25 protein-coding genes and 1 tRNA gene are annotated in these 23,136 nt (G+C 60.0%); 16 read left to right on the top strand and 10 right to left on the bottom strand.

Annotated elements, in window-relative coordinates; all coding sequences use genetic code 11:
• The first annotated feature begins 35 nt into the window (after nucleotides 1-35).
• The 3 genes from JL39_RS25315 to JL39_RS25305 all read left to right on the top strand — a co-directional run bounded on the left by JL39_RS25315 (nucleotide 36) and on the right by JL39_RS25305 (nucleotide 4,296).
• Nucleotides 36-1,508, top strand: a complete 1,473-nt coding sequence (locus tag JL39_RS25315) for an MFS transporter (RefSeq protein ID WP_052183102.1) — start codon at nucleotides 36-38, stop codon at nucleotides 1,506-1,508.
• A 95-nt stretch (nucleotides 1,509-1,603) separates the two neighbouring features.
• Complete coding sequence (locus JL39_RS25310; RefSeq protein WP_037157138.1) at nucleotides 1,604-3,016, top strand: lipopolysaccharide biosynthesis protein; 1,413 nt, start codon at nucleotides 1,604-1,606, stop codon at nucleotides 3,014-3,016.
• A 2-nt stretch (nucleotides 3,017-3,018) separates the two neighbouring features.
• On the top strand, nucleotides 3,019-4,296 hold the full coding sequence (locus tag JL39_RS25305; protein WP_037157352.1) for a GNAT family N-acetyltransferase: 1,278 nt from the start codon (nucleotides 3,019-3,021) through the stop codon (nucleotides 4,294-4,296).
• Between the two features lie 10 nt (nucleotides 4,297-4,306).
• On the opposite strand, the gene JL39_RS25300 is transcribed toward JL39_RS25305, so the two are convergent.
• Nucleotides 4,307-5,941: an AMP-binding protein gene (locus tag JL39_RS25300; protein ID WP_037157136.1), complete on the bottom strand. Its 1,635-nt coding sequence runs from the start codon at nucleotides 5,939-5,941 to the stop codon at nucleotides 4,307-4,309.
• Between the two features lie 226 nt (nucleotides 5,942-6,167).
• Here JL39_RS25300 and JL39_RS25295 point away from each other — a divergent pair.
• Nucleotides 6,168-6,252: transfer RNA gene (locus tag JL39_RS25295), tRNA-Leu, on the top strand.
• An 86-nt stretch (nucleotides 6,253-6,338) separates the two neighbouring features.
• On the opposite strand, the gene JL39_RS30640 is transcribed toward JL39_RS25295, so the two are convergent.
• From JL39_RS30640 to JL39_RS25270, 5 genes are all read right to left on the bottom strand, one after another.
• Nucleotides 6,339-6,884, bottom strand: a complete 546-nt coding sequence (locus tag JL39_RS30640) for a CatB-related O-acetyltransferase (protein WP_152601262.1) — start codon at nucleotides 6,882-6,884, stop codon at nucleotides 6,339-6,341.
• Nucleotides 6,885-6,975: 91 nt separating this feature from the next.
• Nucleotides 6,976-7,995 carry a glycosyltransferase family 10 gene (locus JL39_RS30635; protein ID WP_081952980.1) on the bottom strand — a complete coding sequence of 340 codons (1,020 nt, stop codon included), beginning with the start codon at nucleotides 7,993-7,995 and terminating at the stop codon, nucleotides 6,976-6,978.
• Between the two features lie 49 nt (nucleotides 7,996-8,044).
• Entirely contained in the window at nucleotides 8,045-8,911 is an 867-nt protein-coding gene (locus JL39_RS25280; protein WP_037157133.1) for an alpha-1,2-fucosyltransferase, read from the bottom strand.
• Between the two features lie 62 nt (nucleotides 8,912-8,973).
• Entirely contained in the window at nucleotides 8,974-9,738 is a 765-nt protein-coding gene (locus tag JL39_RS25275) for a glycosyltransferase family 25 protein (RefSeq protein WP_152601261.1), read from the bottom strand.
• A gap of 166 nt (nucleotides 9,739-9,904) precedes the next feature.
• On the bottom strand, nucleotides 9,905-10,639 hold the full coding sequence (locus JL39_RS25270; protein WP_037157129.1) for a hypothetical protein: 735 nt from the start codon (nucleotides 10,637-10,639) through the stop codon (nucleotides 9,905-9,907).
• Between the two features lie 225 nt (nucleotides 10,640-10,864).
• Here JL39_RS25270 and JL39_RS25265 point away from each other — a divergent pair, with 225 nt between their 5' ends.
• Nucleotides 10,865-11,380 carry a disulfide bond formation protein B gene (locus JL39_RS25265; protein WP_152601260.1) on the top strand — a complete coding sequence of 172 codons (516 nt, stop codon included), beginning with the start codon at nucleotides 10,865-10,867 and terminating at the stop codon, nucleotides 11,378-11,380.
• A gap of 22 nt (nucleotides 11,381-11,402) precedes the next feature.
• Here the strand turns inward: JL39_RS25265 and JL39_RS25260 are convergent, their stop codons facing one another.
• Complete coding sequence (locus tag JL39_RS25260) at nucleotides 11,403-11,960, bottom strand: HNH endonuclease (RefSeq protein ID WP_037157127.1); 558 nt, start codon at nucleotides 11,958-11,960, stop codon at nucleotides 11,403-11,405.
• 102 nt (nucleotides 11,961-12,062) lie between these two features.
• On the bottom strand, nucleotides 12,063-12,761 hold the full coding sequence (locus JL39_RS25255; RefSeq protein WP_244446961.1) for a DNA-3-methyladenine glycosylase: 699 nt from the start codon (nucleotides 12,759-12,761) through the stop codon (nucleotides 12,063-12,065).
• Here JL39_RS25255 and gluQRS point away from each other — a divergent pair.
• Nucleotides 12,745-13,641: a tRNA glutamyl-Q(34) synthetase GluQRS gene (gluQRS, locus tag JL39_RS25250; RefSeq protein WP_037157123.1), complete on the top strand. Its 897-nt coding sequence runs from the start codon at nucleotides 12,745-12,747 to the stop codon at nucleotides 13,639-13,641. The genes JL39_RS25255 and gluQRS overlap by 17 nt on opposite strands.
• Here gluQRS and JL39_RS25245 read toward each other — a convergent pair.
• A complete protein-coding gene (locus JL39_RS25245; RefSeq protein ID WP_052183099.1) occupies nucleotides 13,570-14,544 on the bottom strand; it encodes a YihY/virulence factor BrkB family protein in 975 nt (324 codons plus the stop codon). The two genes, gluQRS and JL39_RS25245, sit on opposite strands and share 72 nt — an antisense overlap.
• A gap of 70 nt (nucleotides 14,545-14,614) precedes the next feature.
• On the opposite strand from JL39_RS25245, the gene JL39_RS25240 reads away from it, so the two are divergent.
• The 8 genes from JL39_RS25240 to JL39_RS25205 all read left to right on the top strand — a co-directional run bounded on the left by JL39_RS25240 (nucleotide 14,615) and on the right by JL39_RS25205 (nucleotide 20,711).
• Entirely contained in the window at nucleotides 14,615-15,448 is an 834-nt protein-coding gene (locus JL39_RS25240; protein WP_037157121.1) for an SDR family oxidoreductase, read from the top strand.
• A gap of 17 nt (nucleotides 15,449-15,465) precedes the next feature.
• Nucleotides 15,466-15,669, top strand: coding sequence for a twin transmembrane helix small protein (locus JL39_RS25235; RefSeq protein WP_037157119.1), 204 nt, complete (start codon nucleotides 15,466-15,468; stop codon nucleotides 15,667-15,669).
• Between the two features lie 16 nt (nucleotides 15,670-15,685).
• Nucleotides 15,686-16,258, top strand: a complete 573-nt coding sequence (locus JL39_RS25230) for a cob(I)yrinic acid a,c-diamide adenosyltransferase (protein WP_037157117.1) — start codon at nucleotides 15,686-15,688, stop codon at nucleotides 16,256-16,258.
• A 28-nt stretch (nucleotides 16,259-16,286) separates the two neighbouring features.
• Entirely contained in the window at nucleotides 16,287-17,033 is a 747-nt protein-coding gene (locus tag JL39_RS25225) for a rhomboid family intramembrane serine protease (protein WP_037157115.1), read from the top strand.
• Nucleotides 17,034-17,173: 140 nt separating this feature from the next.
• Nucleotides 17,174-17,920 (top strand): electron transfer flavoprotein subunit beta/FixA family protein, encoded by a 747-nt coding sequence (locus JL39_RS25220; protein ID WP_037157342.1) that lies wholly within the window; start codon nucleotides 17,174-17,176, stop codon nucleotides 17,918-17,920.
• Nucleotides 17,921-17,943: 23 nt separating this feature from the next.
• Nucleotides 17,944-18,873 carry an electron transfer flavoprotein subunit alpha/FixB family protein gene (locus JL39_RS25215; RefSeq protein WP_037157113.1) on the top strand — a complete coding sequence of 310 codons (930 nt, stop codon included), beginning with the start codon at nucleotides 17,944-17,946 and terminating at the stop codon, nucleotides 18,871-18,873.
• Between the two features lie 169 nt (nucleotides 18,874-19,042).
• Nucleotides 19,043-19,924: a 3-hydroxybutyryl-CoA dehydrogenase gene (locus JL39_RS25210; RefSeq protein WP_037157111.1), complete on the top strand. Its 882-nt coding sequence runs from the start codon at nucleotides 19,043-19,045 to the stop codon at nucleotides 19,922-19,924.
• Between the two features lie 130 nt (nucleotides 19,925-20,054).
• Complete coding sequence (locus JL39_RS25205; RefSeq protein WP_037157110.1) at nucleotides 20,055-20,711, top strand: hypothetical protein; 657 nt, start codon at nucleotides 20,055-20,057, stop codon at nucleotides 20,709-20,711.
• Nucleotides 20,712-20,730: 19 nt separating this feature from the next.
• On the opposite strand, the gene JL39_RS25200 is transcribed toward JL39_RS25205, so the two are convergent.
• Nucleotides 20,731-21,393, bottom strand: coding sequence for a TlpA disulfide reductase family protein (locus JL39_RS25200; protein WP_037157107.1), 663 nt, complete (start codon nucleotides 21,391-21,393; stop codon nucleotides 20,731-20,733).
• Nucleotides 21,394-21,417: 24 nt separating this feature from the next.
• On the opposite strand from JL39_RS25200, the gene argH reads away from it, so the two are divergent.
• Together argH and JL39_RS25190 are read left to right on the top strand one after the other, a co-directional pair.
• The gene (gene argH, locus JL39_RS25195) at nucleotides 21,418-22,821 is read left to right on the top strand and encodes an argininosuccinate lyase (protein WP_037157105.1); all 1,404 of its coding nucleotides are present in this window, start codon (nucleotides 21,418-21,420) and stop codon (nucleotides 22,819-22,821) included.
• Nucleotides 22,822-22,909: 88 nt separating this feature from the next.
• Nucleotides 22,910-23,119 carry a lipoprotein gene (locus tag JL39_RS25190; protein ID WP_037157103.1) on the top strand — a complete coding sequence of 70 codons (210 nt, stop codon included), beginning with the start codon at nucleotides 22,910-22,912 and terminating at the stop codon, nucleotides 23,117-23,119.
• The last annotated feature ends 17 nt before the right edge of the window (nucleotides 23,120-23,136 follow it).

The following is a 23,136-nucleotide window of genomic DNA, read 5'->3' as shown; positions in this document are numbered from 1 at the left end:
GCCGACCATGCAGGCGGCAGAACGGAGCCTTGGAGATGTCACCGACCACCACACCGAACGCCGCAACACCGAACCCCGCGACGGGCACGGCAGAAAATATTCCTACGAGCCGGAAGGCGCTTGCCGCTCTGTCTCTCTCGATCTTGTTGTCGTCGCTCGGCACGAGCAGCGCGAATGTCGCCCTGCCGACGCTCGCGCAGGCGTTCTCTGCCTCCTTCCAGGACGTGCAATGGGTGCTGCTGGCCTATCTCCTCTCCATCACGACGCTAATCGTCGGCGCCGGCAGGCTGGGCGACATGATTGGCAGACGCCGGCTTCTTCTCTCCGGAATCGCGCTGTTCACCATCGCCTCGATCCTCTGCGGCACCGCTCCCACACTCGTCATTCTGATCGCCGCTCGTGCGGCGCAGGGCGCTGGCGCCGCCATCATGATGGCGCTTGCCATGGCGTCTGTCGCGGATATCGTGCCGAAAGCCAAAACCGGCAGCGCGATGGGATTGCTCGGAACCATGTCGGCCGTCGGAACGGCTCTCGGGCCTTCTCTCGGCGGCATCCTCATCTCGACGGCAGGCTGGCCGGCGATCTTCCTTCTCAATGTGCCCGTCGGCGTCACAGCCATTCTTCTCATTCGTCGGCATCTGCCCGATGACCACAAGGAAAGATCCGAGCCGCACCCGGGCTTCGACGGCACGGGAACGCTTCTGCTTGCCGCAACACTCGCGGCCTACGCCCTGGCGATGACCATGGGCAAAGGTCGCTTCGGCTCCCTCAATCTCGGGCTGCTCGTGGCAGCGTTCGCCGGGCTTGGCCTCTTCGTTCTCGCCGAAGCGAAAACCCGGTCACCGCTGCTGCGCTTGTCGATGCTGCGCAATGCCGCTCTGAGCTCTGGCCTGGCGATGAGCGCGATTATTTCGGCGGTCATCATGACGACGCTGGTGGTCGGTCCTTTCTACCTGTCGCACGCACTTGGCCTCGATGCGGCCGGGGTGGGGCTCGTACTTTCGGCCGGGCCGGTCGTTTCGGCGCTGACGGGCATCCCGGCCGGCCGCATCACCGATCGTTTCGGCGCACGCTCGGCGACCATCATCGGGCTGACCGGCATGGCTGCCGGGGTCTGCCTGCTCGCAACCCTGCCGGCAACGTACCGCATCCCAGGCTATCTTCTCCCGGTCATCGTCACGACGATGGGCTATGCACTCTTCCAGGCGGCCAACAACACGGCCGTTATGGCCGATATCCACTCCGGGGAGAGGGGCGTGATTTCGGGCATGCTCAACCTGTCCCGCAATCTCGGCCTCACGACCGGCGCTTCGGTCATGGGGGCGGTATTTGCCGCCACCACCGGCGCAGATATTGGCACCGCCTCTCCCGGGGCCGTAGCCACGGGCATGCGATCGGCCTTTGCCATCGCCACCGGGCTCGTTGTCGCCGCGCTGGCGCTTGCATTGATCGGCTACAGCCCTGCGGCCGGCCGGGTCGAAAGCCGCGACCCGAGCGGAAGATCGTGAATACTTTGACGGCCCGGCGAACCCTTTCTTAACCCTGCTGTGGCAACACTTTCCGCCATTGTTCCCGTCGTCGTTACGAGTATTGCGTGCCCATCATGGCGGTTATCGAAACAGCGGAGAGATTGCTTCCGCCTGGCTTGCGTGCCCGGCTCGCCCCGCTGACACGCAAGCTCGACGCGATCATCACGGATGACAACGAAACGAGCCGCGCCCAGCGGCAGGCACTCACCGCCTTCGTCATCCGTGTCGCCAGTGCCGCCATCGCCTTCGTCTCGCAGATCGTTCTTGCCCGCCTGATGGGCGAATTCGAATACGGCATCTTCGCTTTCGTCTGGGTTCTGGTCGTGCTCGCCGGCAACCTGTCCTGCCTCGGCTTCCACACCTCCGTCATCCGCTTCCTGCACCAGCACAAAGCGCGGGGCGAGATGGCGACGGTGCGCGGCCTCAACCTCGCTGTCCGCCTCGTGGCGCTTGCCTCGGCGAGCACGGTCGCGGGCCTCGGCTTTCTTTTCCTGTATATATTCGGCGACAGGATCGAACCCTATTACCTCATTCCGGTCGCGCTCTCATTTTTCACCATACCGATGATTGCGCTGGGAGACGTGCTGGACGGAACCGCGCGCTCGAACGGTTGGACAGCGACGGCGCTGAGCCCCACCTATCTGATCCGGCCCACGCTGATTCTTGCCTTCATGCTTCTCGCTCTCTGGCTCGGCGCGCCGCACACGGCTGTCACTGCCATGCAGGCGGCACTTGCCGCAACCTATGTCACGACGCTTTCGCAGCTCCTGCGCCTGACATTGCGGCTGCGCCGGGAATACGGCACCGGCCCGGGGAAGTTCGAGACGGCTGCCTGGTTCCGCTATTCGCTGCCGCTTTTCCTGGTCGACGGCATCGGCTTCCTGCTGACCAATGCCGATGTCGTGGTTGTCGGCCTTTACCTGCCGCCGGATCAGGTCGGCATCTATTATGCCGCCGCCAAGACCATCGTGCTGGTCCAGTTCGTCTATTTCTCGATCAAGGCCGCCGCCGGCCCCCGCTTTTCCGCGATCATGGCTGAGGAGGACATGACCGCACTCGCCGCCTTTGCCGGCCAGACCACCCGCTGGAGCTTCTGGCCGTCGCTTGCGATCGGCCTTTGCGCCCTTGCAGCCGGCGAAATGCTGCTCTCGCTCTTCGGCCCCGGCTTCACGGCCGGATACCCGCTGATGGCGATCCTGTTCGCCGGTATTCTCGCCAAATCGATGGTCGGTCCCGGCGAAGTGCTGCTCAGCATGGCCGGTCGCCAGAACCTCTGCGTGTTGCTCTACGCCGCAACCCTTGCGGTGAGCATCGGCCTCAACATAGTGCTGATCCCGCTGCTCGGCCTCACCGGGGCCGCCATGGCGACAGCCGCCGCGATGATGGTCGAGGCCATCCTGCTGCATGTTGCCGTCCGCCGGACGCTCGGCATCGTGCTCTTCGCCTTCGCCGGCCCCATGACCTCCGTTCCTTCAAAGGCATCATGATCATGGCCCAACCTCCGATCAGCGGCGAATTCGAAGGCAATGGCAGCGGTGGGCTTTCCGCAATCCGGACTTTCCGTACCGAACGTCCCGATGCCGATACCCGCCTGCGTGTCGGCCGCCCGGGGCGCGAGCTCTGCCTCTATCCCGCAGCGCTCGGCTACGATCTGCAGGAAGAGCTCGAATTCCTGTCGAACCGCGCCATGGAACCGAACATCTTCTTCTCGGCCCGGCTGCTGGCCCCCGCGATGCCGCGCGTCGATGACAAGCAGGTGCACCTGGCGCTGATCCGCGACGAGAGCAACAACCGCAGCCGGCTCCGGCTGCTGATGCCCTTTACGATCGAAAGACCCGGATTCTCGATCGGCGCGTCGATCATCCGCACCTGGGCAAACCCGTTCGGCCCGCTCGGCACCCCGCTCGTCGATGCCGAAGATGCGGCCGAGACGATCGACAACCTTCTGGAAGCTCTGGCCCTGCGGGAGGCGCGGCTTCCTTCCGTGCTCGTGCTGCCGGACGTGCGGCTCAACGGCCGCTTCGCGCAGCTTGCCAAGGCGGTCGCCATCAGCCGGAACCTGCCGGTCACCGTGACCGATCCGTTCCAGAGACCGATGCTGGAGAGCTTGGCTGACGGCGAGACCTACCTGAAGCACGCGATCTCCCCGCATCACGTGCGTGAGATGCGCCGCCTCTGGCGCAAACTGGAAACCAAGGGGAAGCTCGCCTATTCCGTCGCGCGCCAGCCGGAAGAGGTCCGGTTGCGCATGGAAGAGTTCCTTCTGCTCGAAGCCAAGGGCTGGAAGGGTCGGCGCCGCTCGGCGCTCATCAACGACCGATACCGTTCGGCCTTCGCCCGCGAGGCGATCACCAACCTTGCCGAGGTCGACGCGGTGCGTATCCATACCGTCGATTTCGACGGCCGCGCCATTGCCTCGCTCATCGTCTTCGTCATGGCCGGCGAGGCCTATACCTGGAAGACGGCCTATGACGAGGATTTTGCCTCCTACTCGCCAGGCAAGCTCCTGATGATCAAGCTCACCGAATGGCATCTGGAAGATGCCAACATCATGCGTACCGATAGCTGCGCCGTGCCGGATCATCCCATCATGAGCCGGTTCTGGGAAGAGCGCGAGGAAATGGGCACGCTGGTCATCGGGCTCAACCAGAACGGCGACCGCGACGTGCGTCAGGTGGCCGCCCAGCTTCACCGCTATCGCAACACCCGCAACATGGCCCGTATCCTGAGAGAGAAGATCCTGTCGATCGCCGGCCGCGGAGACTGAGATCTGAGATCTATTCCGCGGCCGCCTTCTCGCGCAGCAGCCGGCGGATGACCTTGCCGGTAGTCGTCAGCGGGATGTCGTCGACGAAGGCGATCTCGCGCGGATATTCGTGCATGGAGAGGCGCGTCTTCACCCATTCGCGGATTTCCGCCGCAAGCGCGTCGCTTGGGCTGTACCCTGGCGCTAAGACGACATAAGCCTTGATGATTTCGGTGCGGACCGGATCGGGCTTCCCGACGGCGGCCGCAAGCCTCACCGCCGGATGGCCGGTCAGACAGTCCTCGATCTCGCTCGGACCGATGCGGTAACCGGATGAAGTGATGACGTCGTCGTCACGGCCGACGAATTCCACGTAGCCATCTTCATCCTGCCGGCCGAGATCGCCGGTCATCAGCCAGTCTCCGACGAACTTGGCCTTCGTTGCGGCTTCGTCGTTCCAGTAGCCGAGGAACATCACCGGATCGGGTCGGCGGATGGCGATCTGGCCCATTTTGCCGACCGGCACCTCGATACCCTTCCCATCGACGATAGCCACATGGTGGCCGGGCACGGCGCGCCCGATCGCACCACCGCGCGAGACGCCGAGATTGGCCGCCGATCCCAGAACGAAATTGCATTCCGTCTGGCCGAACAATTCGTTGACCGTCAATCCCAGCGCCGATTTCGCCCAGTCATAGGTCTCGCGCCCGAGCGACTCTCCGGCCGAGGCGATCGTCCGAAGTTTCAGATCGTATTTTTCGAGCGGCTTCTCCACCGATTTCATCAGCCGCAACGCCGTCGGCGGAATAAAGGCATTGCGCACCCCCATCTCCGCCATGATGCGGAAGGCCATGTCGGCGTCGAATTTCTGCGCCGGCGACGAGACGACGGGTATTCCGAGCATCAGCGCCGGCATCAGCACGTTGAGCAGTCCGCCGGCCCAGGCCCAGTCGGACGGCGTCCAGATCCTGTCGCCTTCCTGCGGCGCGAATTCATGGCCGAGCTGGAAGCCGGGAATATGGCCGGCGAGCACCCGGTGACCGTGCAGCGCCGCTTTCGGCGGACCGGTCGTGCCGGACGTGAAGATCATCAGCGCGGGATCGTTGGGACCGGTCTCGACTACATCGAAAAGCGGCGGATGAGCGGAAATCAGCGTGTCGAACGAGACCAGGCCTTCCCCAGCCGGCACATCCTCGGTGACGATCACATGCCTGAGATCCGGCAGCTTGTTCCGGATATCGGCAAGCCGCGCGAGACCGAAGACATTGGTGACGATGGCCGCAGCACCCGATGCCTTCAACCGGTATTCCAGCGCCTCGGCACCGAAAAGCAATGCGAGCGGCAGCGCGATACCGCCCATCTTGTAGATTGCCACATGGGAAATGACCGTCTCGAAGCTCTGCGGCAGGAGAAGCGCGATCCGGTCGCCACGCTTCAAACCGAGCGACAGGAAGGCGTTGGCGAGCGACGCAGACCGCCCCGAAAGCGCGCCATAGGTCAGCGCCAGATGTCGGCCGTTCGGGCTGAAATGCTCAAGACAGATGCTGTCTGGATGCTCCGCGGCCCAGGCGTCGCTGACCACTTCGCCCATATTGAACCTGGACGGAATCTCCCAGGCGAAATCGCGGATGAGGTCCTCATAGGAGGCGCCGGCAGGCAGTTTCATGGGCAATGTTTCTCATTTTGCTGCACCAGCTAACATGTTCGAAACTTGAAGCACAAGAGGACCGCCGGGGGGACCTAAGGGTGCGGAAGCCTGTTAACGCAATGGGCTATCGGGAACATGCTGCAAGGCAGTATCGGACTTGTCACAGTCTTTCGACATGGTAACCGGCACTTCATTCTTGCATCGGCTTGCAGCCCCGTGCTAGAGCGCTTGCCGTTACCAAAGTGCCCCGTTGGCGGAATTGGTAGACGCGCCTGACTCAAAATCAGGTTCCGAAAGGAGTGCTGGTTCGATTCCGGCACGGGGCACCATTTTCTGTTTTTTGAGCTTTGTCTTCAGAAAATCCGGGTTGGATCGGCCATTTATGGCAACAGGCCCCAGTCATTGTCTATCGTGGCTAGCCAAGCTGGGTAGACATGCGGGCCTTCAAATCTGAAATGATGATCCTGGCTTCATTCAAGTCCGCCTCCCACCAGCGGCTATCAAGTATCATCCCTCTTTGAGCTTCCTCGAACCGATAGCGGATAAGTTTTGCAGGGGAGCCGGCAACGATCCCAAAATCGGGGACATCTGAGTTGACAAAAGAATTTGCGCCGACAACTGCGCCGATACCAATCTTAACTCCCCTGCGGACTATTGCGTCGACGCCAATCCAAGCGTCGTGTCCTATGGAACATTCTCCGCTGGTCAGCTCGGCATAGGGATTGCGATAAAAAATACTATTTGTAGAAATCTCGTAAACATAGTGTTCTCCCGCACCTACAGTTACGTTATTTGCTATCGAGACATAGTTTCCAATTTCGCTCTTCGTGATGTCGCATCGCTCCCCTATGTAGCAATACCTGCCGACAGTCGAGTCTCGACTGACGCGACTGGATGGGCGAACCTCAGTCGTAACATCGAACCGTCGGTCGTTTCTTCTCTTAAAAAGTCGAATCTTCATCTTTAGCCTTTGTAGATGTCTGCCTGAGACGGCAGCGATCTTGTCGCTCTCAAAGTCGACATCGCAACGGATTTCTGCTGCCGGCAAGAAGTCAGAAGCGATCACGATTCAGAAAACTGAAAATCTTACGCGCTTGTTTTTTTGCCGAATTTGCGAGTTTAGCTCCGCGGGAAGACGTATAGACCTGTTCAGCCTCGAGAAAAGCGCCATGACTTCCTCTCTGGAGCACACCCATCTTTGCCACGTCCTTGGCGACCTCCGCGAGGATCGCAAAGAGGTTGTTCTCGTACAACACCAGACGACGAGCTTCTTCCAGGATGGGAATTGCGCGCTCAGCCAGATCCGATTCGATGATCTTCTTTATTTTGCCGATCGCACCCTCAATGTCCAAGATATTAATCGACGTCAAAGCACCGGTTGGAAAGTAATCAATAATATTCGGCGCGCCATAATAAATTGGATAAGTCATCGCCAAGAATGGATCTGACAATTTTTCTGTCCAATAGTGATTATATGTCGAATTCTCAATGGCGATATGATATCGATAGGGCGCCAGGACTTCGAATTTATCCGCAAAGCTGTTAACTCCACGCCCATAAAAATCTATCTCGTTGCCAAAATATTCTCTGACACGCTGTACGAATGTTAGCCTGCTACGATGCCCTTCTGCATAAGCTTTATTGGAGGAAACGATGGACGCAAGTTTTGTTTTGGCTGGGCGCCAGTTCTCAAATTCGTCAAAACACATCCCCCTTTGACGAATGGAACCATCGGAATTCCAGCCGCCGACGAGCCACGGCAATCCGATTTGAGAAAGTCTGAAATTCGGATGGACTGTCTGCGGATCAGTGGTCAGCACCATGTCGAACTGCGAGAGGAAACGCGGATCATAAGCCTTGATGGCCCGCGGCTCGGAAGCAACGAACACTCGATATCCGGCAGCCGCAGTGATGACCTTCGTCGGCAAGCCATCATAGACGAATATGACATCGCAGGCTTCAGTATTGCCGGAAAAGTCGAACCGGACTCCATCCCACTCGGGAACTGAATCGGGAAACTGACGTAGCCAGTCCCAATTTGGAGAACTTGAGATAAATCCGACACGTATCATGGAGCACCCGCCTGCAAAACGCAGCCCGTTCCAGCCAGTATACGGCGCATCATAAACGCTCCCAGTCCGCAGGCACGAGGTCCTTTTCGATATGAGCCGCGGATTTGAACCAGTTCAAAGGTGCTATCACGTGCTTTGCAGGCTCGGGATTGAGCCATGCCCCCCACCAGCTGAAGGTGCTGTTGGCAATGATGTGGTTGCGGCAGGCAGCCATCAAATGCATGTCCTGCGCATCCAGATCATCATCCTGGGGCTCAATGAATATGACCGGCCAGGTTTCAGGCAAATTGGCCCGCGCCCAGACCGGGTCATCCGAAAAGACAAAAAAAGTCGCATCGCCCACCCGATCCGCCACGCGTGACATCGCACTTTGATACCATGAAGGCTCCAACGTTCCATGCACTGCATTTGCATGAGGGTTGGTGAGATAATCGCCCCGCCGGACATGGACGGACACCGAATTTGTACTCTTGATCCTGTTGAGAACGGCCGCCCGTGGAGGAGTAAATGGAGAGGCAAGGTTGAAGTCGCGGCGGATCGTGTTCGAGATGGCGGAAAAGTATTTTTCGCTTTGCCAATACCCCTCTAGATAAACCGGACCCGTCAGGCCCAGCACCTCAGGATCAAAAGCCTGCCCTTTTTCCACGACATGCCGAACCGGGCTTCGAGATCTCCATATTTGCTGCATCCGGCGGACGACGCTCGACCGCTTGCGAGTTGCAGGCAGATCCCGAGAAGCGGCTGCAGTCGCCTTGATATCGAATTGGCCGAGCGCAAACCGCCGACGGGTGTATTTTTCCATCGAGGTAAGATCGAGTTTCAGTTCCTGATTGGTCGCGATGGATAGCGATCGGCCCACGGCATACTGGAACATCTGGTTGCCAAGTCCACCGACGATATGTGCGATAACGGCCATGGGCATAGATCTCGTCGTTTGGTTTGCCCGCCTGCAGCGCCGGCATGTCGTTGAACCCGCAGTCAGAAGGATTTGCGCCACGAATAGGGCAGGTTGGCAAGAAACCGCCCAACGTCGTCCCGCGCGCGATACAAGGCCCTCCAGCGACGAAAGCGCCGCGACTTCGGCGCCCGTTTTGTACCCTGCCAGATCTCAGACTGCTCCTCCGTGTCCGCAGCATGCCTTACCGGATACGGAAAGATTGCAAGAGAATTGACGCCATGTGTCCAGAACCGATCGAGATGGCAATCGACCGGCTCGAACCAGACGGAAGCTGTTGCGATCAACCGCGCCGCGGCCTTCGGTGAAACCGCATAGCAGGAGGTGCCATGCGGCCCCTTGAAGAAGCGCACGATGCTCCACTGATCGTCAATCGTTTCTTGGAGCGTGTAGGCTCTCTCTTTGTGCCCGGAAAAGCGAATGAGGCCGCAACGGCTGATCCGTTCCGAAGCCAACCTGTAGGCTTCAAGGAAGCCGTCGTTGATCGCGACATCATCCTCGAAAATAAGCAGCGGTCGATTGTCTTGAACACAGCGCTGCCAGAGAAGGTAATGGCTGGCGAAACATCCAAGTTCACCGGGGTTCAGGGTGAACCCTCTGCGGATTTCAGCAAGCTTCTGATCGGCCCGGTCAAAAAGAGGATGGTGGGCAGCTTTACCATCAACCGCTTGAAAAAAGCTGAATGGAAGGCCGAGCGGCGTTAAGAGGGCCGTCATTTGCTGGCGCCGCTCCCATGACCGCTCCAGGTTCACAACCACCACTTCCAAAGGGACTGCATCTCTCTTCAACTAGCACTCCGATACCTATTCCCGCCTTACGCAAGCGGTTCTGACTATTTTCCCTCTGTTGTCAATCTGCGCTACGGCGAAGATCAATGATGCAACAATATCAACAAATACTTGGTTGCCGTATTTCAGGTCATGCACTCGAAAACAGAAAGGCCGGACGTATCGATTAGCTGGCTTCCCAGAAAGAGCTGGAGTCCCTGATGATCTTTTTGATCCCTTTTTCCTCTCTCCAGTTCCGGCCGATGTCCTTGATCACCGGTTTGGTCTGAGGGGAAAAAATATAGTTGTCGTATTTGCAGACATAGGCCTGAAGGGGCAGGTTGACATCTGAATAGAATTGCTTTTCCGGATCTTTTGTCCCGTCCATAAGCCCCGCACATGCGCGGGCAAAGGGACCTCTCAGGATCGACGGCGAGGTCGTAAAGATCGGCCTGCGCGTAAATTTCGGAAGCTTCACGCCGGCGAGCCTGAAGTATTCGTTCTTCCGGTGAAGATGTCCGTTTTTCTTGACGTCCCAATTCTTCTCCTCCGTATGGAAGGAGACCTGCGCGACAGTAGGGTCGGAAAAGGGTTCGAAGGCTTCCTCACCGATGTCAGTCAAGGCAACCCAATCGTCCTCGAAATGCATGACGAAATCGGCAGTTGTCGCCAGCCACAGTCTCCGGACTGCATTGGCGAATCCGGGAGCCTCCGGCTCAAAAAGCACGCCCGTCGGAAAATGGCCCCGGAACAGCGAAACACAGGCCTCGTGATCCTTGGCATCGCCGAAGATCGGGTCAAGGTTCATGTAGACGTTGACAAGATCGAGGTTGCTGAAAATCCGTTGTGACAGGCTCGAAAGGGTATCGGAGAGCAGATCCGGCCGTCGGGCTGAAACTATGCAGACATCCGTCTTGAACATGAATTTTATCTTTACCGAGTGCATGGCTGCGGCTTGCAGCCGGGAACCGATCGCCGATCGTCGCGCTATTTCCGGATAGCCTTCTTTTGGAGAAATAACACCACAAATCCTCCGCAAACTCACGAAAAAGTGCCGGAATGGAGACGATGTGTCTCGCCCACAATCATTTACAGCCCTGCTTGATCTGCTCTAAGTGAGCCAGGAATGAAACAGGAGAAGAGCGCAATGGCGCTGACAGCTTCCACCCCTCGCTCCCGCGCCGGTATCGGCTACGCCGTTCTCGTCACGCTCGGCATGGCCGCGACCGTGGGTGGCGCGCTCGCCTTCCAGTATATCGGCGGCTATATTCCCTGTGCACTCTGCCTGCTGCAGCGCGACCCCTACTATTACGGGATTCCGGTCGGCATTCTGGCCATTGTCGCCGCCGCAATCGGCCTGCCCGCCTGGGTCACCCGTGCGCTGCTGGTCGTCATCGGCGTGATGATGCTCGTCGGCGCCGGCATGGGCGTCTATCACTCGGGCGTCGAATGGGGCTTCTGGGAGGGCCCGGCGAGCTGCGGAGGCGGCGCCGGCGTGACCACCAATGCCGGCAACCTGTTGTCGGATCTCAACGCGGTGCATGGCCCCTCCTGCACGGAAGCGGCGCTCCGCGTTCTGGGCTTGTCCTTCGCGGGCTGGAACGTCATCGCCAGCGTGATGCTGGCAGCCATAGCCTTTATCGGTGCGAAAAAGGCCGCCTGAACAGCCTTCGACGATGCCTGGGTTACGGCTGCAGTTCCGTATCCCAGTAGAGATAGTCCATCCAGCTTTCATGCAGGTAGTTCGGCGGGAAGAGCCTGCCGTTGTTGTGCAGGTCCTGCACCGTCGGCTGATAGGGCTTCTGGTGCGGGAACATGCCGGCCTGCTTCGGCAGCTTGCTGCCCTTCCTGAGGTTGCAGGGCGAACAGGCCGCCACGACATTCTCCCAGGTCGTTTCGCCGCCATGGGCGCGCGGGATGACGTGATCGAAAGTCAGGTCATCATGCTCGCCGCAATACTGGCACTCGAACTTGTCGCGCAGGAAGACGTTGAACCGGGTAAAGGCCGGGTTGCGGGTCGGCTGGACGTAAGTCTTGAGGCTGACGACGCTCGGCAGTCTCATCGAGAAACTCGGCGAGCAGACCGACTGTTCGTACTCCGCGATGATGTTCACCCGGTCGAGGAAAACCGCCTTGATCGCGTCCTGCCAGGACCACAGCGACAAGGGATAATAACTCAGCGGCCGGTAGTCAGCGTTCAGCACGAGCGCCGGCAGGGCCTGCGGGGAGACTGCAATCGTCAAGTGACGCTCCTACCCGATTCGGCATCTGTACTTTCTATATTAGGTCTGTTGTTACAGGATTGTGAAGCCCAATAAATGCAGTGAGATAACTCGACCCCGCCTTCATACCAGAGGCGTGACGGTGCGACGCATTTTCGCTGCGTAGTAAGCCCAGAAAAGTCGCGCCGCGACTGATCGCCACGGGCTCCAGATTTCCGCCATGGACGCCAGGCTTTTGGCCAAGGGACGAGCCTCCAGGCCAAAGGCATGCGCGACCGCCGCCTGCAACGCCACGTCACCGGCAGGAAAGATATCCCGATGACCGCTGCAGAACATCAGGTAGACTTCCGCCGTCCAAGGGCCGATGCCGGGAAGCGCGGTTATCCGCCGGATCGCTTCCGCCGTTTCGAACTTGCCGATGGAATCGAGATTGAAACGCCCTTCCGAAATAGCTGTGGAAAGATTGAGAAGTGTCGCCGCCTTTGCCCGCGAGAGGCCGAATGTCGCAACAACATCCGGGGAAAGCGCTGCATAATCGGCCGCCGTTACGGGCCCCGCCGCAGTGATTCGTCTCCAGATCGCTTCCGCGCTCGCTCTCGATACCATTTGGGATACGATGATCGAGGCAAGGCCTTCGAAACCGGGCCTGCTGAGACGCAGCGGCACCGGACCCGAGGCTTCGACGACCGCCCCAAGCCGCGGGTCGAGACGGACAAGCGCATCGAGGCCTGCCTCGATGTCCGAATGATCGCGGATGGCATTCATCAGTCCGTTCAACCTCTCCCATGGCCGTTTGTCGAAAAGCATGGCAGAAGAAGCCATGCCCGCCATGTCCTTTGATAAACCGGCCTATCGTTTTGCGCCAAGCCCGAACGGGCTGCTTCATCTCGGCCACGCGCTGTCGGCGATCCTCAACCACGACATGGCGAAGAAGACGAACGGGCGCTTCCTGCTGCGCATCGAGGACATCGACCTCGCCCGCTGTACGCCGGAATTCGAGGAGGCCGCCTATCGCGATCTTTCCTGGCTCGGGCTGGACTGGGAAAAACCGGTATGGAGGCAATCGGAGCATTTCGACGACTATCGCGCCGCGCTGGACCGGCTGATGGAAATGGGCCTTGTCTATCCCGCCTTCCTGACCCGCGGAGAGGTGAAGGCCAGGGTCGCGGAGCATGAGGAGAGCGGGAAGATCTGGCCTCGCGATCCCGACGGGTCGCCGCTCTATCCCGAGGACGACAGGCATCGCAGCGAAACGGAACGGCAGTTACTGATTGCAAAGGGCGTGCGGCACGCTTTCCGGCTCGATATGCACAAGGCGCTCCGGTTGACGGGCGATGCGTTGAAATGGACGGAGACGGGTGACGACGCACGCGGCGAAATCACTGCGCACCCCACGGCTTGGGGCGACGTGGTGCTTTCCCGCTCCGATGCGCCGTCGAGCTATCATCTTTCGGTAACGGTGGACGATGCGGCCCAGGGCATTACCCATGTGGTGCGCGGGCTGGACCTTTTCGAAGCGACCGCCGTGCATCGGTTATTGCAGGAATTGCTTGAGCTTCCGCAACCCGTCTATCACCACCACAGGCTGATCCTTGGGCCGGACGGCAAGAAACTCTCAAAAAGCGAGGGCTCAACGGGGCTCGCGGCGCTCCGCGACCAGGGGTTCGCTCCCCACGACATCCGCCGCCTCGTCGGTCTTTGAGAGCGCTTCCTCGCGCCGGCGACGCTCATTCCTCAACCGGGAGAATACCGAATAAACCCGGTACTTCATCAGGGCGGCGTTGAGTTCGGCCCCCAGCATGAAAATCACGCCGACCATGTAGAGAAAAATCAGCACGATCATGATCGACGCCAGACCCGCATAGGTCGCGGCGTAATTGGCGAAGGTCGAGAGATAGGCAGCAAAGCCGAGGCCGAAGCCGATCCACAAGGCGATCGTCATCAGCACGCCCGGCAGGATGTCGATGATCCGCCGATGCCCCGCCGGAAGCCATTTATGCGACAGCAGGAGACCGATCATCAAAAGCAGCCCCGTGCCGTAAAGGCCCCAGTTGGCGGCCCTTGCCAGATCGCTGATCAGCCAGGGAAAGCGCGTTTCAGCGAACCGCATTGCAACAGGCACGGCAAGCAGAAGGATACTGATCACGGCAAAGATCACGACCGCGATCACCACATAGCCGAGGCTGGCGAGGCGCGTCACATACCAGGGTCGGGTTTCGGTGACGCGGTAGGCTCGATTGAGTGAAATCCGCAGCGCCTCGACCCCATTCGAAGCGAAATAGGCTGCCGCCAGCACGGATACGGTCAGAAGGCCGCCGCGAGGCATGGTCAGGACGCGCTGGATTTCGGATGCGATAGGTGCCGCGATATCCGCCGGCCAGGTATCGAAAAGCAGATGTATCGCCGTTTCGGAAAAACCGCCCGCCCCGAGGAAACCGGCCAGCGCCGTGCCGAAGATCAGGAATGGAAAGAGAGCCAGCAGGCCCGAGAGTGCCACATGACTCGCCATCGCCCAACCATCGTCGTCGGAAAAGTGGCAATAGGCATCCCAAAGCACCTTGAAGGCGAGTTTGTACCACCTGTAGGGCCGGTTCTCTTCGGACAAGGGCAACTCCGTTGTGGCTTGGCGCAAAATATGTGAGGAACCCTTTCGATTGTGCAAGGGATGAGATCAAATGGATGACAGGAGAACGATCATCGTCACCGGCTGTTCCTCCGGCATCGGTGCCCATTGCGCCCGTGCCCTGAAGGCGGATGGCTGGCGGGTTTTCGCGACCGTGCGCAAGGAGAGCGATCTGGCTCCGCTCGAAGCCGACGGCATCGAGGCTCTGCTAATGGACTATACGAAGCCCGAAACGATTGCCGCACTTGTGGAAACCGTGAAGGAGCGCACCGGCGGCCGGATCGACGCCCTCTTCAACAATGGTGCCTATGGCCAGGCGGGCGCCGTGGAGGATTTATCGACCGACGTGCTGCGCGAACAGTTCGAAACGAATGTCTTCGGCTGGCACGAGCTGACGCGGCGGGTGATCCCGATCATGCGCGCAAAGGGCCACGGCCGCATCGTCAACTGCTCGTCGATCCTCGGCCTGCTGCCCTATCGCTATCGCGGCGCCTATACGGCTTCGAAACATGCGCTCGAAGGGCTCACCATTACGATGCGCATGGAGCTGGAAGGAAGTGGCATCCATGTGAGCCTCATCGAACCGGGGCCGATCGCCTCCCGTTTTACTGCCAACGCACTCGCCAAGATCAAAGAGAATATCGATCTCGAAGGCTCGGTGCATGCCCAGCAATACAAGCGGCAGCTCAAGCGCCTCGACGGGAGAGGTCCGATCAGCCGCCACAAACTCGGACCCGAAGCGGTTTATGATGTCTTGACGCACGCCTTGACCGCGCCTCGCCCGAGGCCACATTATCTGGTAACGAAGCCCGCCAGGCAGGGCGCCTTCCTGAAAAGAATACTTCCGGCCGACCTCTTCTACAAACTCATGCGCCGGCTCGACTGAACGAAAGCAATCCTAGAATGTCCACTTTCACCACCGTCCTTACCGTGATCGTCATGGGGCTTGTCGTGATCGTCCTGATCCGCGGGCTGTTCAACATGATGAAGGGTACGGATGCGAACAAATCCAACAAGCTGATGCAATTGCGTATCCTCTTGCAGGCAATCGCAATCGTCCTCATCATGCTCACACTGTGGATCACGGGCGGCGGTCGCCCGAGCTGATTCTGATGATGGCGGGATGGTAAAGCTCAACAAGATTTACACGCGCACGGGTGACAAGGGCACGACGTCGCTGGTTTCCGGCCCCCGGCGGGAGAAATACGATCTCCGGGTCGAGGCTTACGGCACTGTCGACGAAACGAATTCGGCTGTCGGTCTGGCCCGGCTCCATACCGCAGGCATGGCCGAGCTCGATGCCATGCTCTTCCGCATCCAGAACGACCTCTTCGATCTCGGCGCCGATCTTGCAGCACCCGATACGGGCGAAGCACTCGACTACGAGCCGCTGCGCATCATCGAAGCCCAGGCAACCCGCCTGGAGACTGAGATCGATGCCCTGAATGCCCACCTCGATCCGCTCACGTCCTTCGTGTTGCCGGGCGGATCCCCTGCTGCTGCCCATCTGCATCTCGCCCGCACGGTCGCGCGTCGGGCCGAAAGGCTGATGGTGGAGCTTTCACGCGGTGAAACCGTCGGTGCGGCGGCGCTGAAATACATCAACCGGCTTTCCGACTTCCTGTTCGTGGCGGCGCGCTTCGCCAACGATCATGGCAAGGCGGATATCCTTTGGGTTCCGGGAAAAAACCGCTGAAAGAGAAAGCGGGAGGGATTAAAGGCAAATGTTCATCCCGCTGCACGACGCCGTCGAACTGAAATATATCCGCGTCCAGTATGTGACGATCAGCATCATCGCCATCAACGTGCTGGTCTGGCTGTTCACGACCGTCGCCAGCCCGGCAATCGTCGAACACGCCTCGCTGGGCCTCGGCTTCATTCCGGCGGTGATATTCGATTACGCAGTGCTCGACCCGTCGCTCATCATTGTGCCGGACGATGCGACCTTCATCACCTACGCCTTCCTGCATCTGGATTTCTGGCACCTTGCCTCCAACATGCTGTTCCTCTGGGTCTTCGGCGACAATGTCGAGGACGCGCTGGGGCATGTCAGGTTCCTGATCTTCTACCTGGTTTGCGCTGCAGCCGGTGCCGCCCTTCACGGCCTCGTTGTGCCCTCATCAGAGGGCCCGTTGATCGGTGCTTCTGGCGCGATCTCCGGTGTCGTCGCGGCCTATTTCCTGCTTCATCCACGCGTCAGGGTCTGGGTGCTGGTTCTTTTCCGTATCCCGCTGCCGCTGCCCGCCTTCATTCCGCTGGCGCTCTGGATCGTGCAGCAATTCGCCATGCTGGCCCTGGACCTTGATGGCGCCGTTTCCTGGGGCGCACATGTCGGCGGCATCATCGCCGGCGCAGTCCTCGTCCTCTTCATGCGCCGCAAAGGCGTGCCGCTTTTCGACCGCGCCATCGTGACGCCGAAAGCGGTCGAACGGAAGTCGGGCGTGCCGCAGGTAATGGCCGTTCGCGAATAGATGTATGAGAAAACGGCAAGCTTTGACTGCAAATCCGCGTTGCAGTCGCGCGAAAAATGCGTATCCATGTCGCCCACTGACAAATGAGGAAGCGGTGAATGTCGCAATTTGCCGCCGGTGAGAAGTCGAGGAAGGACCCCATGAAGATCCTGGTGCCTGTGAAGCGAGTTGTCGATTACAACGTGAAGATCCGCGTGAAGGCGGACGGCACGGGTGTCGAGCTTCAGAACGTGAAGATGTCGATGAACCCGTTCGACGAGATTTCCGTCGAAGAGGCTCTGCGACTGAAGGAAGCGGGCAAGGCGGAAGAAGTGGTGGTCGTGTCGATCGGCCCGGCCAAGGCGGAAGAGACTTTGCGCACCGCGCTCGCCATGGGCGCCGACCGGGCGATCCTGGTGGAGACCGACGACGTGGTCGAACCGCTCGCCGTCGCCAAGATCCTGAAGGGTGTCGTGGAAGCCGAACAGCCGGGCCTGATCATCGTCGGCAAGCAGGCGATCGACGACGATTCCAACCAGACCGGCCAGATGCTGGCGGCCCTCCTCGGTTCGGCGCAAGCGACGTTTGCCTCGAAGATCGAGCTTTCCGAAGGCTCCGCAAAGGTGACCCGCGAAGTCGACGGCGGACTCCAGACGATCGAGGTCAAGCTGCCGGCGGTCATCACCACCGACCTTCGCCTCAACGAACCGCGTTATGCCTCGCTGCCGAACATCATGAAGGCAAAGAAGAAGCCGCTCGACAAGAAGACTCCGGGCGATTTCGGCGTCGATACCGCGCCGCGGCTGAAGGTCCTGAAGACGGAAGAGCCGGGCGGCCGCAAGGCGGGCGTCAAGGTAAAGTCGGTCGAGGAACTGGTCGCCAGCCTCAAGACCGCCGGCGTGCTCTAAGGGACGGATAGGGAGTAAACATCATGGCCATTCTTCTTCTGGCAGAACACGACAATTCGAGCCTGTCCGACCAGACCGCCAAGGCGCTGAGCGCTGCCTCCAGGATCGGCGGCGACGTGCATGTGCTGGTCGCCGGCTCCGGTGCCAGTGCGGCAGCCGATGCGGCGGCCAAACTTGCCGGCGTTTCCAAGGTCCTGCTCGCCGACAGCGCCGATTACGCCAACAAGCTCGCCGAACCGCTGGCGGCATTGGTCGTCTCGCTGGCTGGTGCCTATGACACGATTATCGCTCCGGCAACCGCTTCGGCCAAGAACATCATGCCGCGCGTCGCAGCGCTGCTCGACGTCTGCCAAGTCTCGGAAATCATCGAAGTGATCTCCGCCGATACGTTCAAACGGCCGATCTACGCCGGCAACGCGATCCAGACGGTGCAGACGACCGACGCCAAGAAGGTCATCACGGTGCGCACCGCCTCTTTCCAGGCGACTGGCGAGGGCGGCTCCGCTCCGGTCGAAACCGTATCGGCAGCGGCGAACCCGGGCGTTTCAAGCTTCGTATCGGATGCGCTCTCGTCGTCGGAGCGTCCGGAACTCACCTCGGCGAAAATCATCATCTCAGGCGGTCGGGCTCTCGGTTCGGCGGAAAAGTTCAAGGAAGTCATCCTTCCCGTGGCCGACAAGCTGGGTGCCGCCGTCGGCGCCTCCCGTGCCGCCGTCGATGCGGGCTATGCCCCGAACGACTGGCAGGTCGGTCAGACCGGCAAGGTGGTCGCTCCCGACCTCTACATCGCGGCCGGTATCTCGGGCGCCATCCAGCATCTCGCCGGCATGAAGGATTCCAAGGTCATCGTCGCCATCAACAAGGACGAGGAAGCACCGATCTTCCAGGTCGCCGACTACGGCATCGTCGGTGACCTTTTCGAGATCCTGCCGCAGCTTGAAAAGGCGCTGTGAGCGATTTGAAGGCCTGTTCATTTCGCAAGCGCGAAAAATGCTGGCAAAACCGCAAATAGCGGAATAACAATCTGCCGGACTGCATCCATGTAGTCCGGCATTTTCATAAGATCGGCGCACGCGAACGTTAGCGTCAGCGCCTCGGGAGCAGAAACCCAGGAACGGAACAATGAGTTCGGCCATGAAGAATATCGGCGTCATCGGAGCGGGCCAGATGGGCTGCGGCATTGCACATGTTTCGGCGCTGGCCGGCTACAGGGTGCAGATGTACGACCTTTCCAAGGACCGGATCGAAGCGGCACTTGCCACCATCAACGGCAATCTCGCCCGCCAGGTAAGCAGCGGAAAACTGAGTGACGAGGAGCGGAAGGCTGCGCTTTCCCTCATTTCCGGCTCCGCCGATCTGAACGACTTAGCCCCCATGGACATGGTAATCGAGGCCGCGACCGAAGATGAAAGCGTCAAGCGCAAGATCTACGCTCAGGTCTGTCCGGTCCTGAAACCGGATGCCCTGCTTGCCACCAACACCTCGTCGCTCTCCATCACGCGGCTCGCCTCCGCCACCGACCGCCCGGAACGGTTCATGGGCATCCATTTTATGAACCCGGTGCCGGTGATGAAGCTTGTGGAACTGGTGCGCGGCATCGCTACAGACGAGCCGACCTTCAGGGCCGCCAAGGACTACGTGGCCTCGCTGGACAAGACCGCGACGGTCGCGGAAGATTTCCCGGCCTTCATCGTCAACCGCATCCTGCTGCCGATGATCAACGAGGCGATCTATACGCTTTACGAGGGCGTCGGCTCGGTGGAAGCCATCGATACGGCGATGAAGCTCGGCGCCAACCATCCGATGGGTCCGCTCCAACTCGCCGACTTCATCGGTCTCGACACCTGCCTGTCGATCATGCAGGTGCTGCACGACGGCCTGGCGGATTCGAAATACCGCCCCTGCCCGCTTCTCGTAAAATATGTCGAGGCCGGCTGGCTCGGCCGCAAATCCGGCCGCGGCTTCTACGACTATCGCGGCGAGACGCCGGTGCCGACGCGCTGAAATGGGCATTGCCGGCCTTTGCCGGCGACAACCTGATGCCTCGCCGAATGCAACTTTAGGATTTATTCGGTAAGTAGACACTCGATGCATGTGATCCCTACATTGTCGCCATCGACTCGGGGGATCATCAATGCACAAATGCTCAATTCTCGTTCTGGCCGCTGCCTTGATCTGCGGGTGCACTTCCGAAAACCCAAGGACCATCGTCAGAAAGGCGGGCTACCTGACGACGGTCCCGCCCAGCACCAATTATGGCCCGGGTAACATTGTCTGGAAACGGGCGAACGCCTACAACGACAGGCAGGATGTCTCTCTTGGCTACATCTGCTCGCCGGAATTCGTGAAGTTTCCCGGAAACCCCGAAAAATCCGGTGCCGAGATCACCGACTTCGGCAGCGCGAAAAATTTTTCCTTCAGCGCGGACAATCTCAAGGCGCTGGGGCTCGGCGTCAGCGCCAGCTATGTCAGCAACCTGACGATGAAGTTCAGCAATATCGAATATCAGGAATACGGGCTGGACAAGCTCGAGATGATCGAGAGCAGCCTTGGGCCCGAATGCAGGAATATACTCAGGAAGCAGCGCGAGAAAGGCAATGCCCATATCGTCCGGGCTGTCTTCAAAGCGGATCTCGACTACAAGCTGACCTACAAGGCCAGTGCGGACGCCAATATCAAAGCCGCAATCGTCAGGGAGATCGCAGCCGAATTCGGCATCTCGGTCGAACGGAGCGAAGGCCGGGTTGGCCGCGGCCTCTTCTATGGAGTGGATCTGGCGCCGCTTTATTGAGCGGTGCCCGAAGACAGGATTATTTCGCGGCGGTGATCAGCGCCTTGGCGTCCGGGCTGTCCCAGGCGGCGGGACCGTTCATCGCCGAGATCAGGCAGCCCTTTTTGTCCATGATCAGCGTCACCGGCAGGCCGAAGGCGAGGCCCTCCTTCTTCAAGCTATTGAAGACGCCCATCGAACTGTCGCGATAATAGCCAAGCTGGTCGACACCATATTCGGCGAGGAACGCCTTCGGCTTTTCGTCACCGCCCGTGTCGATATTGACGGCCACCACCTCGAAATCCGCACCGCCCATCTCCTTCTGCAGTGCGTTCAGCGCCGGCATTTCTTCGCGGCAGGGACCGCACCAGGTGGCCCAGAGATTGAGAAGCACCGTCTTGCCGGCGAAATCGGCGGTCTTGAGGTCCCTTCCGTCAGGGCCTTTGAAAGCAAGATCGAGCGGCCGAGGCGGCTGTGCGGCGACCATGGCGGCAACCTGGCCCTTGGAGAACTGCGAGACGGACTTAACCTTCTCGACCGCGCCCTCGCAGGCGCCGGATGATCCCGCCAACAGGGCATCCTCACCATTGCCAGACCCCGTATTCCTCACGTATACCGCCACGGCGCCGGCAAGAATTCCGAGAACGGCGGCAATCACGATCAACCGGGCGGAAGGAAGGCCGAAAGGTCTTTTGGTCGTCATCAACTACTCCAGGACTTAGGCATCATGACCGAGGGCACGAAGGACGCGGCATCTTCCAACCAGATGTGGGGCGGGCGCTTCGCTTCGGGACCGGACGCGATCATGGAGGAGATAAATGCCTCGATCGGTTTCGACAAGAAGCTCTATGCCCAGGATATCCGCGGCTCTATAGCGCATGCGACCATGCTGGCGGAGAAAGGCATCATTTCCCGCGAAGATAAAGACAAGATCTTGTCCGGCCTGAACACGATCATGTCAGAGATCGAGAGCGGAAAGTTCGAATTCTCCAGAAAGCTCGAAGACATCCACATGAACATCGAGGCGCGGCTGGCCACCTTGATCGGTCCTGCCGCCGGCCGCCTGCATACCGCCCGCTCCCGCAACGACCAGGTGGCGCTCGATTTCCGCCTGTGGGTCAAGGAAGAGCTCGCCAAGACCGAGCGGATGCTGACTGACCTCATCGCCGCCTTTTTGGATCGCGCGGAAGAGCATGCCGAAACGGTCATGCCGGGCTTCACGCATCTGCAGACCGCCCAACCGGTCACCTTCGGCCATCACTGCATGGCCTATGTGGAAATGTTCGGCCGTGACCGCGCCCGCGTGCGCCACGCGATCGACCATCTCGATGAAAGCCCGATCGGTGCCGCGGCGCTTGCCGGCACGCCCTACCCGATCGACCGCCACATGACGGCAAAGGCGCTCGGCTTCCGCGAGCCGACCCGCAACTCGATCGACACCGTCTCCGACCGCGATTTCGCGCTGGAATTCCTGTCCGTCGCAGCGATCTGCGCCGTGCACCTGTCGCGCCTTGCCGAAGAAATCGTCATCTGGTCGACGCCGCAATTCGGCTTCGTGCGCCTCTCGGACGCGTTTTCGACCGGCTCCTCGATCATGCCGCAGAAGAAGAACCCGGATGCGGCCGAACTGGTGCGTGCCAAGACCGGCCGTATCAACGGCTCGCTGGTCGCGTTGCTGACCGTCATGAAAGGCCTGCCGCTCGCCTATTCCAAGGATATGCAGGAAGACAAGGAACAGGTCTTCGACTGCGCCGAAAACTTGGAATTGGCGATCGCCGCTATGACCGGCATGATGCGCGACATGACGATCCGTGCCGACAAGATGCGCGCCGCCGCCGGTGCCGGTTATTCGACAGCGACCGACCTTGCCGACTGGCTGGTGCGTGAAGTCGGCCTGCCCTTCCGCGACGCCCATCATGTGACCGGCCGCGTCGTGGCGCTTGCCGAAGAGAAGGGCTGCGACCTTTCCGAACTGTCGCTGGAAGAACTGCAGTCGATCAATCCTGCGATCACCGACAAGGTCTTCAACGTCCTGTCGGTCGATGCCTCTGTCGCCAGCCGCACCAGCTTCGGCGGCACCGCGCCGGCGGAGGTGAGGAAGCAGATCGCCTGGTGGCGCGCCCGCAACTGAGATCAATTGATGCCGGAATGACACTGCACAAGCGAGTGGAACTTCGCTATGACAGTTCCCTCAAGCCGTGCCGAAGAAGGTCAAGAGAATGTCGAAATCCCTGGTGAATATTGCCCGCATAGCGTTTGTGCTGAGCCTTGCCGGCATCGTCGTCGCGGGCTGCGGCCGCAAGGGCGATCTCGACCGCCCGAGCACGCCGGTGGAACAGCAGAACATCCGCAAGGTCACCAGGCCGGGTGAGCAGAAGAAACCGGAGCCTGTCGCCGACAAGCCCTTCGTGCTCGACCCGCTTCTTTAATTTTTTCGAGTTTTGAC

This window comes from Rhizobium sp. YS-1r (assembly GCF_000757525.1).
Classification (GTDB): Bacteria; Pseudomonadota; Alphaproteobacteria; order Rhizobiales; family Rhizobiaceae; genus Neorhizobium; species Neorhizobium petrolearium.
This window is presented reverse-complemented; position numbering and strand designations above follow the sequence as displayed.